The 15,261-nt window shown below is 66.1% G+C and carries 14 protein-coding genes; 6 read left to right on the top strand and 8 right to left on the bottom strand.

Annotation, left to right across the window (positions count from 1 at the left end; genetic code table 11):
* Position 1 precedes the first annotated feature (1 nt).
* Positions 2-484 carry a glutathione peroxidase gene (locus Q0L30_RS09435; protein ID WP_296654303.1) on the bottom strand — a complete coding sequence of 161 codons (483 nt, stop codon included), beginning with the start codon at positions 482-484 and terminating at the stop codon, positions 2-4.
* Positions 485-612: 128 nt separating this feature from the next.
* Here Q0L30_RS09435 and Q0L30_RS09430 point away from each other — a divergent pair, with 128 nt between their 5' ends.
* Positions 613-2,544, top strand: a complete 1,932-nt coding sequence (locus tag Q0L30_RS09430) for an ATP-binding cassette domain-containing protein (protein WP_296654300.1) — start codon at positions 613-615, stop codon at positions 2,542-2,544.
* A 38-nt stretch (positions 2,545-2,582) separates the two neighbouring features.
* Positions 2,583-3,755 (top strand): CaiB/BaiF CoA-transferase family protein, encoded by a 1,173-nt coding sequence (locus Q0L30_RS09425; protein ID WP_296654298.1) that lies wholly within the window; start codon positions 2,583-2,585, stop codon positions 3,753-3,755.
* Positions 3,756-3,835: 80 nt separating this feature from the next.
* On the opposite strand, the gene Q0L30_RS09420 is transcribed toward Q0L30_RS09425, so the two are convergent.
* The 3 genes from Q0L30_RS09420 to alr all read right to left on the bottom strand — a co-directional run bounded on the left by Q0L30_RS09420 (position 3,836) and on the right by alr (position 6,751).
* Entirely contained in the window at positions 3,836-4,099 is a 264-nt protein-coding gene (locus tag Q0L30_RS09420) for a DUF2866 domain-containing protein (RefSeq protein WP_296654296.1), read from the bottom strand.
* Positions 4,100-4,300: 201 nt separating this feature from the next.
* Positions 4,301-5,677 (bottom strand): DNA repair protein RadA, encoded by a 1,377-nt coding sequence (gene radA / locus Q0L30_RS09415; RefSeq protein WP_296654294.1) that lies wholly within the window; start codon positions 5,675-5,677, stop codon positions 4,301-4,303.
* 3 nt (positions 5,678-5,680) lie between these two features.
* Complete coding sequence (gene alr / locus Q0L30_RS09410; protein ID WP_296654293.1) at positions 5,681-6,751, bottom strand: alanine racemase; 1,071 nt, start codon at positions 6,749-6,751, stop codon at positions 5,681-5,683.
* A gap of 218 nt (positions 6,752-6,969) precedes the next feature.
* On the opposite strand from alr, the gene lplT reads away from it, so the two are divergent.
* Together lplT and thiD are read left to right on the top strand one after the other, a co-directional pair.
* Positions 6,970-8,280 carry a lysophospholipid transporter LplT gene (gene lplT / locus Q0L30_RS09405; protein WP_296654291.1) on the top strand — a complete coding sequence of 437 codons (1,311 nt, stop codon included), beginning with the start codon at positions 6,970-6,972 and terminating at the stop codon, positions 8,278-8,280.
* Between the two features lie 70 nt (positions 8,281-8,350).
* The gene (gene thiD, locus Q0L30_RS09400; protein WP_296654290.1) at positions 8,351-9,157 is read left to right on the top strand and encodes a bifunctional hydroxymethylpyrimidine kinase/phosphomethylpyrimidine kinase; all 807 of its coding nucleotides are present in this window, start codon (positions 8,351-8,353) and stop codon (positions 9,155-9,157) included.
* A 16-nt stretch (positions 9,158-9,173) separates the two neighbouring features.
* Here thiD and Q0L30_RS09395 read toward each other — a convergent pair whose 3' ends face one another.
* Genes Q0L30_RS09395 through tsaB form a run of 4 tightly spaced genes read right to left on the bottom strand, consistent with a single transcriptional unit; the run spans position 9,174 to position 12,592 of the window.
* Complete coding sequence (locus tag Q0L30_RS09395; protein WP_296654287.1) at positions 9,174-10,283, bottom strand: DUF1853 family protein; 1,110 nt, start codon at positions 10,281-10,283, stop codon at positions 9,174-9,176.
* Positions 10,280-11,311 carry a uracil-DNA glycosylase family protein gene (locus Q0L30_RS09390; protein WP_296654286.1) on the bottom strand — a complete coding sequence of 344 codons (1,032 nt, stop codon included), beginning with the start codon at positions 11,309-11,311 and terminating at the stop codon, positions 10,280-10,282. Before Q0L30_RS09390 ends, Q0L30_RS09395 begins: the two co-directional genes overlap by 4 nt.
* On the bottom strand, positions 11,298-11,792 hold the full coding sequence (gene rimI, locus Q0L30_RS09385; RefSeq protein ID WP_296654284.1) for a ribosomal protein S18-alanine N-acetyltransferase: 495 nt from the start codon (positions 11,790-11,792) through the stop codon (positions 11,298-11,300). The genes Q0L30_RS09390 and rimI overlap by 14 nt, the downstream gene beginning before the upstream one ends.
* Positions 11,789-12,592: a tRNA (adenosine(37)-N6)-threonylcarbamoyltransferase complex dimerization subunit type 1 TsaB gene (gene tsaB / locus Q0L30_RS09380; protein WP_296654282.1), complete on the bottom strand. Its 804-nt coding sequence runs from the start codon at positions 12,590-12,592 to the stop codon at positions 11,789-11,791. The genes rimI and tsaB overlap by 4 nt, the downstream gene beginning before the upstream one ends.
* Positions 12,593-12,765: 173 nt before the next feature.
* Here tsaB and Q0L30_RS09375 point away from each other — a divergent pair, with 173 nt between their 5' ends.
* Both Q0L30_RS09375 and Q0L30_RS09370 read left to right on the top strand, forming a co-directional pair.
* Entirely contained in the window at positions 12,766-13,035 is a 270-nt protein-coding gene (locus Q0L30_RS09375) for an acyl-CoA-binding protein (RefSeq protein WP_296654280.1), read from the top strand.
* A gap of 445 nt (positions 13,036-13,480) precedes the next feature.
* Positions 13,481-15,214 carry a DEAD/DEAH box helicase gene (locus Q0L30_RS09370; RefSeq protein ID WP_296654278.1) on the top strand — a complete coding sequence of 578 codons (1,734 nt, stop codon included), beginning with the start codon at positions 13,481-13,483 and terminating at the stop codon, positions 15,212-15,214.
* The last annotated feature ends 47 nt before the right edge of the window (positions 15,215-15,261 follow it).

Here is a 15,261-nt window from a genome sequence, read left to right as displayed (position 1 = left end):
TTCACAACAGCTTTTCGATATCCGCCGCGATTGCCTCCGGCTTGGTGACCGGCGCATAGCGCTTGACCACATTGCCGTTTCGGTCGACGAGGAATTTCGTGAAATTCCACTTGATCGCCTCTAGCCCGAGCACGCCCGGCGCCTCGCCCGTGAGCCAGCGATAGAGCGGATGAGCATTCGCGCCATTCACGTCGATCTTGTCGAACATCGGAAACCCGACGCCATAGTTCTGCTCGCAGAAGCTGCCGATCTGCGCCGCGTCGCCCGGCTCCTGCTTGCCGAACTGGTTGCATGGAAAACCAAGCACGTCGAGGCCGCGCGCGGCATACGCCTCGTAAAGCTTTTGCAGACCGGCGTACTGCGGCGTGAACCCGCACTCGCTCGCGGTGTTCACGACCAGCAGCACCTTGCCCGCAAAGCGTTCCAGGCTCACCGGCGCGCCGCCGCCAAGCGGTTCTGCTGAAAACGAATAGATCGACGTCATCTGTGCACTCCCCGGGAAATGCCCCAGTTTAGGCGAGAATCGCCGCGCGCCGCACATCGGCCGAACGGCTGATGCCGGCCCACGGGCCGCACAGTCTAAAATAGCGGTTTTCCCAAGCTGGCGCTGCTGTGATCCGCTTCAATCAATTCAGTCTTGCCCGCGGCACCAAGCCGCTTTTCGACCAGACCTCATTCACGCTGAACCCCGGTGAAAAGGCCGGTCTCGTCGGCGCGAACGGCGCGGGCAAATCAACGCTGTTCGCCGTGCTGCGCGGCGAACTGCACGCGGATGCGGGCGATTTTTCGCTGCCGCCCTCGTGGCGGATCGCGCATGTCGCGCAGGAAACGCCGGCTGTCGAGCGCACCGCACTGGACTACGCGCTCGACGGCGACGCCGCGCTGCGCGACATCGAGGCGCGCATCGCCGCGGCATCGGTTGCGCACGATGGCGCGGCCGAAGCCGAGGCGCACGCGGCCTTCGCCGACGCCGACGGCTACACCGCGCCCGCGCGCGCCGAAGCGCTGCTGCTCGGGCTCGGCTTCACGCTCGAGCAGACGCGCGCGCCGGTCTCGAGCTTCTCGGGCGGCTGGCGCATGCGCCTGAACCTCGCGCAGGCGCTGATGTGCCGCTCCGACCTGCTGCTGCTCGACGAACCGACGAACCACCTCGACCTCGACGCGATCGTCTGGCTCGAAGACTGGCTGCATCGCTACCCGGGCACGCTCATCGTGATCTCGCACGACCGCGAGTTCCTCGATTCGGCCTGCAACGTCACGCTGCATCTGGAAAACCAGCAGATCAAACGCTACGGCGGCAACTACTCGCAGTTCGAAATCCTGCGCGCGCAGCAACTCGCGCTCCAGCAAAGCGCCTACGAAAAGCAGCAGAAAACCGTCGCGCACCTGCAAAGCTTCATCGACCGCTTCAAGGCCAAGGCGACCAAGGCGCGCCAGGCGCAAAGCCGCGTAAAGGCGCTGGAAAAGATGGAACTGATTGCGCCCGCGCACGCAAGCTCGCCGTTCACGTTCGAATTCCGCACGCCCGATTCCGCGCCGAATCCCATGCTCGTCATGGAAGACGTGCGCTGCGGCTACCGCGCCGAGGACGGCAGAGAAACGCCCATCGTGGGCGATGTCGCGCTGTCGATCCAGAACGGGCAGCGCATCGGCCTGCTCGGTGCGAACGGCCAGGGCAAGTCCACGCTCATCAAGACGCTCGCCGCCACGCTCGCGCCGCTCTCGGGCGATCTGCGCACGGGCAGGGGCCTGCAGATCGGCTATTTCGCGCAGCATCAACTGGAAACACTGCGCCCGGACGATTCGCCGTTGCAGCATCTGGCGCGCCTCGCACCCGACACGCGCGAGCAGGAACTTCGCGACTTTCTCGGCGGCTTCAATTTTCCCGGCGAAATGGCCACAGCGCCCATCGCGCCGTTTTCGGGCGGCGAAAAGGCGCGGCTCGCGCTCGCGCTCATCATCTGGCAGAAGCCGAACCTGTTGCTGCTCGACGAGCCGACCAACCACCTCGATCTCGAAACGCGTCACGCGCTCACGATGGCGCTCGCGCAATTCGAAGGCACGCTGATCCTCGTCTCGCACGACCGCCATCTGTTGCGCGCGACCACCGATCAGTTCATGCTCGTTGCCAAACATCGCCTGCAGCCGTTCGACGGCGATCTCGACGACTATCGCGACTGGCTGCTTCAGCACGCCGCCGAACAGCGCGCCGCCCTCCGGCAGGACGCGGGCGGCGACGGCGCAGCCGATGCGGGCGTCAATCGCAAGGAACAGCGCCGCCAGGAAGCGGAGACGCGCCAGAAGCTGTCGCAGCTGAAGAAACCGCTCCAGGTGAAAATCGGCAAGATCGAGAAGGAAATGGACACGCTCAACGCGGAAAAAGGCACGCTCGATGCATTCGTTGCCGATCCCGCGAGTTACGAGCCCGGCCAGAAGACACGCCTGACCGACGCGATCCGCCGCCAGGCCGAAGTCCAGGCGCGCCTCGATACGCTCGAAGCCGACTGGCTCGACGCGCACGAGGATCTCGAACAGATTGGCTAGCCGCGGCGCACGCGCCGTACGAAGCGAAGGAGATACGAGTGTCGTCACCTGCTGCGTTACAAGGTCTACGCGTCCTTGATCTGACCATGCTGCTGCCCGGCCCGGTTGCCACGCTGCGTCTCGCGGAAATGGGCGCGGACGTGCTGAAGATCGAGCCGCCCGGCGCAGGCGATGCGGCCCGCGCGATGATGCAAAGCTCCGCGGACGAAGTCGCCACGCGGCCCGGCGCGTTCTACCGCCTCGTCAACCACGGCAAGCGCGAAACCCGGATCGACCTGAAATCGCAAAGCGGGCGCAATGTCCTGCTGGCGCTCGCGCGCGAAGCGGACGTGCTCGTCGAGAGCTTTCGCCCCGGCGTGATGACGCGGCTGGGCGTCGGCTACGAAACGCTGAGCCAGATCAATCCGAAGCTCGTCTATTGCGCCATCAGCGGATACGGCGCCGACAGTCCGTTCGCCGACCGCGCCGGTCACGACCTGAACTACATCGGCTATTCGGGCGTGCTCGACCAGCTTGCGGCGCGCGACGGAACGCCCGTGCTGCCGAATTTCCAGATCGCCGACCTGCTCGGCGGCGCGCTCTCGGCGGTCACGCAGATCCTCGCCGCGCTCTGGCAGGTCGCACGCGGCGGCACGGGCCGCTTTATCGACATTTCGATGGCGCACGCCGCTTACGCCTACAACGTGGTCGCGCAAGTCGCGCTCGCCAACGACGACGCGGCAGCCCTCCAGCCCGGCGGCGGTCTGCTCAACGGCGGCGTGCCCTGCTACAACCTGTATCGCACCCAGGACGGCCGCTGGCTCGCCGTCGGCGCGCTGGAACTGAAGTTCTGGCAGGCGTTCTGCAAGGCGCTCGGCCGCGAAGAGTGGGCCGAGCGGCACTGGAGTCTGGGGCAGGCAATCGGCGGCACGGATGCTGCGGGGCTCATACGCGAACTCGCAGCGATCATCGCAGCGGAGCCGTTGCAAACGTGGATCGACCTGCTTGAACCGATCGACTGTTGCGTGACACCTGTGCTCACCGCAGGTGAGGCGTCGCGGCACCCGCTGTTCAACCCGGACGTCCTGCAGGAAGCACTCGCGGAAAACACCGCAAAGCAGGCAAACAATCCGGTAGCGCAAGATGCGGCAACGCAAAGCGCGCCCCGCGTGAACCCGCAAATCGGCGCGTTCAGCAGCGGCAAGCCGTTCTCCTACGGCCCCTGGAACTGAAACCCGACGCGCGGCGCGGTCAAAAATGTGAATGCGGGGCAAAAGTAAAAATGGGCGCACATGGCGCCCATTTTTACTGGCTAACGCCGTGGCAGTGTTTGCCGCGGCGTGCGTTCGTCGTCGTTGAGAATGTGCCGGCGGCCTTCCACGTGATGCGCAATCGTACTGCGCACCTGGGCCGCCGTCACGTTCCCGGCCACCACACGTCGCGAGATGCAGCCGTCGCTGTCGATCCACTCGACGATGCGGCAACTGCTGCCCCAGGGCTGCATGAGCGGCTCGGATATCCTGCACCCGCGCACGACGATCGAACGACTATCGGCGAGCGTATCAATCTGTTTCACGACGCTATCCTTTCCGCTGCGCGCGAGTCGAACATGCGGCCAAGAATAGGGAAATCGCAGAAAGCCCAGGTTACAGTGTGTGGCAGGGTTGTTACTAATCATTACGCGACAGTACAGGATCCGCAGCGCCCTGCGTGTGCCCTGCATGAGCCTTGCGTGCACCTTGCGTACGCCTGAATGAATAGCCGCACCCGGCCGGTTTCATTCAAGCGTACGAACTTTGTCGATGGCCTCTTCGATCCGCTCGACCGCAATCACCTGCAAGCCGTCGACCGGCTGCTTCGGCGCGTTGGCACGCGGAATCAGCGCGCACGAGAAACCCAGCTTCGCCGCTTCCTTCAGGCGCTCCTGGCCGCGTGGCGAAGGCCGGATCTCGCCCGCAAGCCCCACTTCGCCGAAAACGATCAACCCTTTGGGCAACGCCTTGTTACGCATCGACGAGTGAATGGCCAGCAGCACGGCGAGGTCGGCGGCCGGTTCGGTGATCTTCACCCCGCCCACGGCGTTCAGGAACACATCCTGATCGAAGCATGCGATTCCCGCGTGCCGATGCAGCACCGCGAGCAGCAGCGCAAGCCGGTTCTGTTCGAGACCCACTGCGAGCCGCCGCGGATTGGGCACCTGAGCGGTATCGACAAGCGCCTGCACCTCGACGAGAAGCGGGCGCGTGCCTTCCTGGGTCACGAGCACGCACGAACCCGGCACGCTTTGTTCGTGCTGCGACAGAAATAGCGCGGACGGATTCGCGACACCACGTAAGCCTCGCTCCGTCATCGCGAACACGCCGAGTTCGTTGACCGCACCGAAGCGGTTCTTGAACGCGCGCACGAGACGGAACGACGAATGCGTATCGCCTTCGAAGTAGAGCACGGTGTCGACGATGTGTTCGAGCACGCGCGGCCCCGCGAGGTTGCCCTCCTTCGTGACGTGGCCGACCATGATGATCGCGGTGCCCGACTGCTTTGCAATGCGGGTGAGCTGCGCCGCGCACTCGCGCACCTGCGCGACTGAACCGGGCGCGGAAGTCAGCGCCTCGGAATAGATGGTCTGGATCGAATCGATCACCGCAACATCGGGTTTCTCGGCCTCGATAGTTGCCTGAATCTTTTCGAGCTGGATTTCGGCGAGCAGTTGCAGCTCGCTCGCTTTCGAACCGGGATCGAGCAGCGCAAGCCGTTGCGCGCGCAACGCAATCTGCGCGGCCGATTCTTCACCGCTGACGTAGAGCGCGCGGCGCTCGGCTGCAATCTGCGCGAGCGACTGCAGGAGCAACGTCGATTTGCCGATGCCCGGATCGCCGCCGATCAGCACCACGCCGCCCGCCACGAGGCCGCCGCCCAGCACACGATCGAATTCGCCGACACCGGTCGTGAAGCGCGGCACGTCGGACGCCTCGATTTCGGCGAGGCGCCGCACAGGCGCGCTCTTCGCGAGCGACTGGTAGCGGTGGTTGCCCGCCGGTTCCGCGACGCCTTCCACCAGCGTGTTCCACGCGCCGCACGCGGGGCATTGCCCTTGCCACTTGGGAACCTGCCCGCCGCACTCGCTACACGTATACAGCGTCTTGACCTTCGCCACCGCTTATTCCGCCCGTACCGGCACGCGCGGCGCAACGGCGCACATCAGCTCGTAGCCGATCGTGCCGCACGCCTGCGCGACGTCGTCGATCGGCAGGGCCGCACCCCAAAGTTCGACACGCGCGCCCACTCCCGCACGCGGCACCGGGGTGAGATCGACCGTGAGCATGTCCATCGACACGCGCCCGACGACGCGCGTGCGCACGCCCTCCACCACCACGGGCGTGCCTTCGGGCGCGCTGCGCGGATAGCCGTCCGCATAACCGCAGGCGACGACGCCGATGCGCATTGGCTTGCGCGCCGTGAAAGTCGATCCATAACCGATGGTCTGGCCTTCGGCGATGGTTTGCGTGCCGATGATCTCGGCACTGAACGTCATGGCGGGCTGCAGTCCGACACCCTCGATCGCGGACGCCACGCCCGACGGCGATGCGCCATAGAGGATGATGCCCGGCCGCACCCAGTCGAAGTGCGCGGCCGGATACCAGAGCGTCGCGGCAGAATTGGACAGGCTGCGCACGCCGGCGATGCCTTGCGCGCCACGCTCGAACGCGTCCATCTGCTCGGCGATGCCGCGCGTCGTGTCGGCGTCCGAGAAGTGGGTCATCAGCGTGATCTGACCGATGCCGGGGCAGGCGCGCGCCCGTTCCCACGCCGCACGATATTTTTCGGGCGTATAGCCGAGCCGGTTCATGCCACTGTTCATTTTCAGCTGCACGTTGACCGGTTTCGAAAGACGCGCCATTTCGAGCATGCGCATCTGCTCGTCGGAGTGCACGACCGTCGTGAGGCTGTAGCGGTCGATCACGTCGATATCGGTCGGACGAAAGAAGCCTTCGAGCAGCAGGATCGGACCCGCCCAGCCCAGTTCGCGCAGTTTCACGGCTTCTTCGAGATCGAGCAGTCCGAAGCCGTCGGTGGCCCGCAGGCCCGGGAACACGCGGGCAAGCCCGTGCCCGTAGGCATTGGCCTTGACTACGGCCCAGATTTTCGACTTCGGCGCATAACGGCGGGCGACGGCGAGATTGTTGGCGAGTGCGGCGGTATGAATCGTGGCTGAGAGGGGGCGAGGCATGGGAAATTTTCGTAAAGACGCTTTCGAATCATGAGCTTACGATGCACTTCCAGGGCCCGGAAGTCCCATCTGCAGGACGCTCAAGGAATCTGCTAGTCGGAATGCACCTATTTTCATGATATAAAGCCCTGCGCACAACCCATTTCGAACGTAATAAGCCCGGATGCATCCCATCCGTCCGGGGCGGACGGACCGCAGCGAGGACAGCATCGCATCAGATGAAAAAAGGCTTTTACACCATCATGGCCGCGCAGTTTTTTTCGTCGTTGGCCGACAATGCGCTCCTGATCGCTGCAATTGCACTGCTGAAAGATCTCCACGCCCCGAGCTGGATGACCCCGCTGCTCAAGCTGTTCTTTGTCCTCTCCTACGTCGTTCTGGCCGCCTTCGTCGGCGCCTTCGCCGATTCGCGCCCCAAGGGCCGCGTGATGTTTATCACGAACACGATCAAGGTCGTGGGCTGCGCCATGATGCTCGCGGGCACGCACCCGCTATTCGCATATGGCGTCGTCGGGTTCGGGGCTGCAGCCTATTCGCCCGCGAAATACGGCATCTTGACCGAACTGTTGCCGCCTGAACGGCTCGTCGCCGCGAACGGCTGGATCGAGGGCACCACAGTCGGATCGATCATTCTCGGCACCGTCCTCGGCGGCGCGCTCATCAGCCCGCATATCGCGCTGCACGTGCTCCACCATACGCCTGCGTCGGTCCAGACCCCCGCCCAGGCCGCGATGCTCGTCATCATGGCCATCTACGTCGTCGCGGCCCTTTTCAATCTGCGCATTCCCGATACCGGCGCACGCTACCCGCGCCAGCAACGCGGGCCCGTGCGCCTCGTGGCCGATTTCGCCGACTGCTTCCTGATCCTGTGGCATGACAAGCTCGGCCAGATCTCGCTCGCCGTCACGACGCTTTTCTGGGGCGCGGGCGCCACGCTGCAATTCATCGTGCTCAAGTGGGCCGAAGTCTCGCTCGGCATGTCGCTCTCCGAGGGTGCGATCCTTCAGGCCGTCGTAGCCGTGGGCGTCGCGGCCGGGGCCATCATTGCCGCCGCACGCGTGCCGCTCAAGAAGTCGCTGTCGGTGCTTCCGGTCGGCATCGTGATGGGACTGGCCGTCATGATGCTCGCGTTCTACACGCGCGATCTCTTTCCGCCGCACTGGGGCATGCGCCTCGGCCACATGCACGTGAGCGGATACCTCTCGTTCGCCTACCTGTTCCTGATTTTCATCGGCGGGCTCTCGGGCTTCTTCGTCGTACCGATGAACGCGCTGCTCCAGCATCGCGGCCACGTGCTGCTCTCCGCCGGCCACTCCATCGCCGTGCAGAATTTCAACGAGAACCTCTCGGTGCTCGTCATGCTGTGCCTCTATGCCGTGCTCGTCTGGCTCGACGTGCCCGTCACCGTCGTCATCGTGCTGTTCGGCACCTTCGTCTGCCTCATGATGTGGCTCGTGATGCGTCGTCACCAGGCCAATCAGCGCGCGTTCGACTCCATCGCGCTGATCGGCGAAAATCACCGCCATTGATCCCGTTATTGCCTTCGCGTGTGCGCCTCGCGCGCACATCCTGGTGCGCCCGCCCGTCCTTCAAGTTGCCATGACTTCATCCATTTCGAACGTCCTCACCATCGCCGGCTCGGATTCGGGCGGCGGCGCGGGCATCCAGGCCGACCTCAAGGCATTCTCCGCACTCGGCGCCTACGGCGCGAGCATCATCACCGCGCTCACCGCGCAGAACACGCGCGGCGTCACCGCCATCCACACACCGGATCCCGCGTTCGTCACGGCGCAGCTCGACGCCGTATTCGACGATATCCGCATCGACGCCGTGAAGATCGGCATGCTCGCGAACGCGGCAATCGTGCGCGCCGTCGCCGACGCGCTGCGCCGTCACAAGCCGGCGCTTATCGTGCTCGACACGGTGATGATTTCGAAGAGCAATCACGCGCTGCTTGCGCCGGAAGCCGTCGCGGCGCTGCGCGAGGAATTGCTGCCGCTCGCGGGCGTCGTCACGCCGAATCTCCCGGAAGCCGCGGCGCTGCTCGGCGTTGCGCCCGCCGCCGACGAAGCCGCGATGGTCGAGCAAGGCGAGGCGCTGCGCGCACTCGGCGCACGCGCCGTGCTGATGAAGGGCGGTCATCTCAGTAGCGGCGACAGCCCGGACTGGCTCGTCGAAGCCAGCGGCACGCTGCGTCTTGGCGCGAAGCGGGTGCCCGTCACCAATACGCACGGCACAGGCTGCACGCTGTCTTCGTCTATCGCGGCCCTGTGGCCGCAGCGGGCAACGCTTGCCGAAGCCGTCAGCGACGCCAAGCAGTACCTCACCGGCGCGCTCGAAGCGAGCGATCGCCTCGACGTCGGCCACGGCGTCGGGCCCGTGCATCACTTCTATCGCTGGTGGTGAGCGTTCGCGCGCGGCCTTATTCGCGCGCAAACGCCCTGGCTTGAGCGGGCCAATCATCGGGGACGATGAAGCCGCGCGACTGCTCGATGTAGCCGTTTGCCGTATCGGCGACGAAGGCGGCCACCATCACCGGTTCGTCGAGGCGCGGCAGATGCGCGAGCAACGTTTCGGGATCGACTGGGGCCGCAACCGACATTTGATCGGCGAACGTGCCCGGCACATCGACGACCCTTTCCCCGCTTCTCGCGGCGCGCAGCGATAGCTCAGACTGCATGCGCCCTGCCGCCGCCATCCCGCTCGACAGTTCGCGCTTGCCGCCTGCGATCCGACGCGGCGCGAGCCACGCCATGCGCGGCAATGCGCTCCAGCCATCGGCAACCTGCTGTGCGGCGAACGCGGGCCACTCCGTGCGCGTAACCCACCAACCGCGTGCGTGGCCTCGCGCGAGCGCGGGCGGATCGTTCACGGCTGCCGGCGCGCTTGCTCCTGCCTGATAGAACAGCCAGCCCTTCACGAACATCTGCGCGGTCCACGGCCCAGGAAATCCGAGCGAGACGAACTCCTCCCGCTCGCTGAGCCGAAGCTGATGATCGATCAGATGGGTGCGTTTGCGATCCAGCCGGTCGCGCAAACCGGGCCCGACGAAGTCCGCGAGCGTTGCGTGCATAGCGTACGTATTGCCGCAATGCAGGTAGCACTTCACGGCCAGTTCCCAGTGCAGACGCTGACCATCGCGCGTCTCGACAAGAAAGTCGCATTCGCCGAGCGTGCGGCCCGCGCGCCGCAACGGCACGTTGGCCGCCACGAGCCGCGCTGCCGGGCCGTATTCGAGGAACCAGCCAAGCAGGATCTCGGCATAGCGGCCGAGCCGCTTCGGCCGGCTGCCGTCGAGCACCGCATGCAGCGGCGCCGGATCGCGATCGAGTTGAATGAGCCATTGCGCGGCGGCGTGCGCATCGGCGGGTGGGTTCCACGGCTCGGCGAGCGGCGCGCGCGGTGGTTGTGCGCTCAACAGATCCGCGCTGAAGAGCAACCACGCAAGATCGCGCACTGCGGGATCGGTCAGCCCGTCGAGACGCCCGGCCATATCAGCGCCGGATGTACCCGCGGGCGGGGCGGCGATCATTTTTCGCCGCCGCCCGCCTTGCGCCAGATATCGCGCGCGAGGCAGAGATCGGCCCACGCCTTCGACTTGTCGTGCAGGCTGCGCAGCAGGTAAGCGGGGTGATAGGTGACGATCACAGGCACGCCCTCGTACTCGTGCACGCGACCGCGAAGCGATGCGATGCTGGCCTCGCTCTTGAGCAGGCTCTGCGCCGCGAAACGGCCCAGGGCGACGATGATCTTCGGCTTCACGAGCGCCACCTGGCGCTGCAGGTAGGGTTCGCAGCGCGCGACTTCATCGGGCTCGGGATTGCGGTTGCCGGGCGGGCGGCACTTGATGACGTTGGCGATATAGACGTTCTCGCCGCGGGCGAGCGACAGCGCGCGCAGCATGTTGTCGAGCAGCTTGCCGGCCTGGCCGACAAACGGTTCGCCCTGGCGGTCCTCGTTCTCGCCGGGGGCCTCGCCGATCAGCATCCAGTCGGCTTCGCGGTCGCCTACGCCGAACACCGTCTTAGTGCGCTTCTCGCACAGACGGCAGCGCGTGCAGGTTTCGACACGTTCGGCAAGTGCATCCCAGTCGAGCGCCGCGACATCGTTTCGGGGTGCTGCGGATCGAGAATGAGGCTCGTCGCCATGCGCATCGGGAAGCGCGGGCGCGGCGTCGAACCAGGCGAAATCTTCTTCGGTCAGCGGTGGCGGTTCGTCGGACGCAACCGGGACGGCCGGTGCACGGGTGGCCGTTTGGGACGCGGGCGCGGCAGACGCTGCATCGTCGATCGTTTCGACAGCATCCGCGCGCGCGGCGCGCGCCGGAAGATCGCCCAAACGCGCTGGTCGTGCTGCCTGCGATTGCTGGCGCGCGTCTGCCTGCACGGCAGCATCAGCCACAGCAGCATCTCCTGCAGCGAGAGCAACCGGCGCGGCCAGCTCGCCCGCACCGGCCGCATCAACCGTCACCGTTGCGGCTGCACGCGACGCCTGCGTGCCTTTGCTCACCCAGCGCGGCGTGAGGCCCAGTTCGTCCAGCGCGAACTCATTGAGCGCCATCCGCGCCCTCCCCTGCAAAAGAAAAACGCATCACAATCGCATCCTCGCGGCTATGATGCCGGGCCGGATAGTAGTTCTTGCGCCGGCCGATCGTGACGAAGCCGAACTGCTCGTACAGCCGGATCGCACGATGATTCGATGGCCGCACTTCCAGCAGCAGCCCTTCGAGCCGCTGCGCCCCCGCGATCCGCACCGCTTCGCGCAACAGCGCGAGCCCGGCGCCCGCGCCCTGCGCCGCGGGCGCGACGCACAGGTTCAGCAGATGCATCTCGTCGACCACCGGCATCAGCACGCAGTAGCCGAGCAGCGTTCCCGTCATGTGGCGCATGCAGATGCCGTAATAGCCGTTGCGCAGCGAATCTTCGAAGTTGCCGCGCGACCACGGAAATTCGTATGCAACCCGCTCAATGGCGGCGACCTCGTCGAGGTCGCTCTCGGTCATCTGCGACAGATAGCGGTCGGTCATCAACACGCCGCTCATCGCCCGTCCTCTTTGGCGGACGCAGGCGGCGCGTCGGGGGCAGCGCGCCCGGCCTTCGCGGCCAGCCGCTCCGCCGTGGTCTGGGCGACCTTGTTGCGCACGTATTCGGGCGCCGCCTGGTCGGCGCGCAGCGCGTGGCCTGCGCGGAACGCGCGCAGCGCGGCATGCGCGAGCGGCAGCGCGTGCGGCAGCGCTTCTGCGTCGATCACGCGGGCCGCATGAGAGGCCGCGAGCCGAGAGCCGAACGCCGCAGCGGCGTTGCCCGCCAGCGTGAAGGGAGCCTCGGGCGCTATGATGCGCTCCGGCGCGTCGAGCGACGCGGGACGCACGGTGTGCCAGTCGCGCGCCGCCGCGTCCCACTCGTACTCGGCCCAATAGGCCTCGTCCATGCGGGCGTCGAGTGCGGCCAGCACGTGAGTCGCCGAGGCATCGCGCAGCCGCGCGCTTTCGGCGCAAACGAGCAGCGTGCCGACCGGCACGACCGGAATATCGAGCCCGAACGCGAGTCCCTGCGCGACGCCCGTGGCGGTGCGCAGCCCCGTGAACGAGCCCGGCCCGGCGCCGAAGGCAATCGCGTCGCAGTCCGCGAGCGTCAGCCCGGCTTCGGCGAGCAGCTCGCCGATAGCCGGTAGCAGGCGCGTGCTGGACACGGCGCCGGTGGCCTCGTGGCGCACCCACACGGCGACTTCGGCGTACGGTTCGGTAACGGACGCACCGCCGGAGGCGGCGGTGGCGCGAAGAAGAGCGACCGAGCAGAATTCGGTCGACGTATCGAGGGCAAGCAGCACGGTGTCGTTCATGACCGCCATTGTAATGCGACGCCCCGCGCTCTCCCATGCGGGACATGGTGCGTACGTCGCCGGCCCGATTCTGGAGGAATCTCTCCAGCCAGATGTCGGAGCGCGCTGCTACCATCGGCGCCTGTTTCCGCGCTGTTTCTGCTGTTTCTGATTAAACCCGTAGAGGAAAGACAATGAGTGATGTAAATGCGCTGTTCGAGAAGGCCCATGAAGAAGTACAGCAGTTGCCCGAACGGCCGGGCAACCTGACGCTGTTGCGCCTCTATGCGCTCTACAAGCAGGCTACCAAAGGCGACGTCCACGGCGACAAGCCGGGTTTCACCGACATCGTCGGCAAGTACAAGTACGAAGCCTGGGCCGCCCTCAAGGGCACGGCCCAGGACGCAGCGAAGCAGCAATACGTCGAGCTGGTCGAATCGCTCAAGAGCGGCGACGCGAGCTAGGCACCGGGGCAGGCGCTGCGCCATGGCCATCGCCGTGGCCATGGATTGCGGCGTAAGCGGCTGGCCGATGGGCCTGCCACCGTCCGTAGCCCGCCGCAATCCCTCGCCGGCAATTCGCTCTGGCGCAGCGCAACAAATCCGGATATAATTCGCGTCGCGCCGTGTTCCGGCCACCCAGCCAGCGCTGGGCGGGCCAGCAAGGCGCCTCGCAGCGTTAAGCTCCAATCCAGTTTAGAACCTGTCCCCTCCTGCCTTGGCCCTTCGGGCCGTCATGTATCAGGCTGGCGGCAAGCCAATATCGGTGCGCCGCATCCGAAACAGCTTCTAACGAAAATCCACCGTATGTGGTGGATTGCCCCCGTTTTTCGATTTGTTCGCAAAATCAGACGACTTGGGTATGCCGATTGGCGCCGACGTTCTATTTCCTGTATTCCCAAGGATTTTCATGACTTCGAGCATTACCCCAAGCCCCCTCGACGCGATCGCAGGCATTGCCCTCGGTCTCGGTGACGCTGCCGACGCATCTGCGCAAACCGCGGCACAAGCACAAGCTGCCGCGCAAGCCACCGACACGCCCGAAGTGCCCGAAGGCCCGACTTTCGTGTCGCTCGGCCTGTCGCCTGAGATCATCTCGGCGCTGACCGCAGCGGGCTACAAGTCGCCTACCCCCGTGCAGCAGCGCGCCATTCCTGCTGCCATCGCCGGGCGCGACCTGATGGTCTCGAGCCCGACCGGTTCGGGCAAGACCGCGGCCTTCATGCTGCCCGCGATCGAGCGCTTCGCGCAGCTCCAGAAGGCGCAGGCCGCACAGCCGCGCGAGCCGCGTCCGCAGGGCGAACAAGGCGATCGCCGCCAGCGCCGTCCGCAGCCGGTCGCACGCCCGGGCCTCCTCGTCCTCACGCCGACGCGCGAACTCGCCATGCAGGTGACCACCGCTGCGTCGACCTACGGCAAGCATCTGCGCCGCCTGCGCACGGTCAGCATCCTCGGCGGCGTGGCCTACGGCCAGCAGCTGATGCTGCTCGCCAAGAACCCCGAGATTCTCGTCGCGACGCCGGGCCGTCTGCTCGACCACCTCGAGCGCGGCCGCATCGACCTGTCGGAACTCAAGATGCTCGTCCTCGACGAAGCCGACCGCATGCTCGACATGGGCTTCATCGAAGACATCGAGACGATCGTCGCCGCCACGCCCGAGTCGCGTCAGACCATGCTGTTTTCGGCCACGCTCGACGGCAAGATCGGCTCGCTCACCGGCCGCCTGCTGAAGGATCCGGAGCGCATCGAAATCACGTACAAGATCGAGGCGAACTCGAACATCGCGCAAACCGTGCATTACGTCGACGACCGCGACCACAAGGATCGCCTGCTCGACCACCTGCTGCGCGACGAGAGCCTCGACCAGGCCATCGTGTTCACGGCGACCAAGATGGATGCGGACCAGCTCGCCGGCCGCCTGGCCGACGCCGGTTTCGAATCCGCCGCACTGCACGGCGACCTGCCGCAAGGCGCACGCAACCGCACGATCCGCTCGCTGCGCGAGCGCCGCGTGCGCGTGCTCGTCGCGACCGACGTCGCGGCGCGCGGCATCGACATTCCGGGCATCACGCACGTCTTCAACTACGACCTGCCGAAGTTCGCCGAAGACTACGTGCACCGTATCGGCCGCACGGGTCGTGCGGGCCGTTCGGGCGTCGCGGTGAGCCTCGTGCATCACGCCGAGCAAGGCGCGCTCAAGCGCATCGAGCGCTTCGTGCGTTCGACGCTGCCGGTCAACGTGGTCGAAGGTTTCGAGCCGCGCAAGGCACCGCCCGCGAATCGCGGCTTCGGCGGCCGCGGCCGTCCTGGCGGCAATGGCAACGGCGGCCGACGCTTCGGCAGCGGCAAGCCGGGCGGCTACGGCAACCGTAGCGGCAATGGCAGCAACGGCGGCGGCTGGCAAGGCAAGTCCGAAGGCTCGCGTGGCGGCTACAGCGGCCAGTCGCGTGACGGCGGTTACGGCCAGCGCGACGGCGGCAACGGATCCCGCGAAGGCTACGGCGCTTCGCGCGGCGAAGGCGGCAACGGCAACGGCAATGGCCGCGGCTACGGCCAGCCGCGCGGTGAAGGCTTCGGCCGCTCGCGCGAGGGCTACAGCGCCCGCCGCAACGACGGCCCGCGTGGCGCACGTCGCGACAGCTAAGCGCTGATTATTGCGGGAGCAAGACGGGATTTCCGGCCTGCGCCCGA

It is taken from the genome of Paraburkholderia sp., from assembly GCF_024281035.1.
Lineage (GTDB): Bacteria > Pseudomonadota > Gammaproteobacteria > Burkholderiales > Burkholderiaceae > Paraburkholderia.
This window is presented reverse-complemented; position numbering and strand designations above follow the sequence as displayed.

Excerpts from the sequence above, each read along its gene's own strand:
- rimI (WP_296654284.1), bottom strand. The coding sequence starts at position 11,792 with ATGAGCGGCGTGTTGATGACCGACCGCTATCTGTCGCAGATGACCGAG.
- Q0L30_RS09375 (WP_296654280.1), top strand. The coding sequence starts at position 12,766 with ATGAGTGATGTAAATGCGCTGTTCGAGAAGGCCCATGAAGAAGTACAG.
- Q0L30_RS09370 (WP_296654278.1), top strand. The coding sequence starts at position 13,481 with ATGACTTCGAGCATTACCCCAAGCCCCCTCGACGCGATCGCAGGCATT.
- Q0L30_RS09390 (WP_296654286.1), bottom strand. The coding sequence starts at position 11,311 with ATGGCGCTCAATGAGTTCGCGCTGGACGAACTGGGCCTCACGCCGCGC.
- alr (WP_296654293.1), bottom strand. The coding sequence starts at position 6,751 with ATGCCTCGCCCCCTCTCAGCCACGATTCATACCGCCGCACTCGCCAAC.
- Q0L30_RS09435 (WP_296654303.1), bottom strand. The coding sequence starts at position 484 with ATGACGTCGATCTATTCGTTTTCAGCAGAACCGCTTGGCGGCGGCGCG.
- tsaB (WP_296654282.1), bottom strand. The coding sequence starts at position 12,592 with ATGAACGACACCGTGCTGCTTGCCCTCGATACGTCGACCGAATTCTGC.
- Q0L30_RS09395 (WP_296654287.1), bottom strand. The coding sequence starts at position 10,283 with ATGATCGCCGCCCCGCCCGCGGGTACATCCGGCGCTGATATGGCCGGG.
- thiD (WP_296654290.1), top strand. The coding sequence starts at position 8,351 with ATGACTTCATCCATTTCGAACGTCCTCACCATCGCCGGCTCGGATTCG.
- lplT (WP_296654291.1), top strand. The coding sequence starts at position 6,970 with ATGAAAAAAGGCTTTTACACCATCATGGCCGCGCAGTTTTTTTCGTCG.